Annotated in this window: 1 protein-coding gene; it reads right to left on the minus strand. The window is 65.1% G+C overall.

Annotation, left to right across the window (positions count from 1 at the left end; translation table 11 throughout):
• A partial coding sequence (gene tuf, locus C882_RS22425) for an elongation factor Tu (protein WP_043647306.1) occupies positions 1-1,185 on the minus strand: 1,185 nt, incomplete at its 5' end.

Here is a 1,185-nt window from a genome sequence, read left to right on the forward strand (position 1 = left end):
TTACTCGATGATCTTGGCGACGACGCCGGCGCCGACGGTACGACCGCCTTCACGGATGGCGAAGCGCAGACCCTCGTCCATGGCGATCGGCGCGATCAGCGTGACCTCCATGGTGATGTTGTCGCCCGGCATGACCATCTCGGTGCCCTCGGGCAGCGCGATGGTGCCGGTCACGTCCGTGGTCCGGAAGTAAAACTGCGGACGGTAGTTGGAGAAGAACGGCGTGTGACGGCCACCCTCTTCCTTGTTCAGGATGTAGCACTCCGAGGTGAACTTGGTGTGCGGCGTGATCGAACCCGGCTTCGCCAGGACCTGGCCACGCTCCACCTCGTCGCGCTTCAGACCGCGGATCAGCGCGCCGATGTTGTCGCCCGCCTCACCCTGGTCCAGCAGCTTGCGGAACATCTCGACGCCGGTCACGGTCGTCTTCTTGGTGTCCTTCAGGCCGACGATCTCGACTTCCTCGCCCACCTTGATGACGCCGCGCTCGACACGGCCGGTCACAACGGTGCCGCGGCCGGAGATCGAGAACACGTCCTCGATCGGCATCAGGAACGCCTGGTCCTTCGGGCGGTCCGGCTGCGGAATGTAGGCGTCGACTTCCTTCATCAGCTCGACGATCGCCTGCTGGCCGATCTCCGGGTTGCTGTCGTCCAGCGCCGCCAGGGCCGAGCCCTTGACGATGGGGATGTCGTCGCCCGGGAAATCGTAGGAGCTCAGCAGCTCGCGGATTTCCAGCTCCACCAGCTCCAGCAGCTCGGGGTCGTCCACCTGGTCGACCTTGTTCATGAACACCACGATCGCCGGCACGCCCACCTGACGGGCGAGCAGGATGTGCTCACGGGTCTGCGGCATCGGGCCGTCGGCAGCCGAAACCACCAGGATCGCGCCGTCCATCTGGGCCGCACCCGTGATCATGTTCTTCACGTAGTCCGCGTGGCCCGGGCAGTCGACGTGCGCGTAGTGGCGGTTCTCGGTCTCGTACTCCACGTGCGCGGTCGAGATCGTGATGCCGCGGGCGCGCTCTTCCGGGGCCTTGTCGATCATGTCGTAGGCCATGAAGGAACCGCCGCCCGTCTCCGCCATCACCTTGGTGATCGCGGCCGTCAGCGTGGTCTTGCCGTGGTCGACGTGCCCGATGGTGCCGATGTTGCAGTGCGGCTTCGAGCGCTCAAACTTTTCCTT

The sequence above is a fragment of the Caenispirillum salinarum AK4 genome, assembly GCF_000315795.1.
Classification (GTDB): domain Bacteria; phylum Pseudomonadota; class Alphaproteobacteria; order Rhodospirillales; family Rhodospirillaceae; genus Caenispirillum; species Caenispirillum salinarum.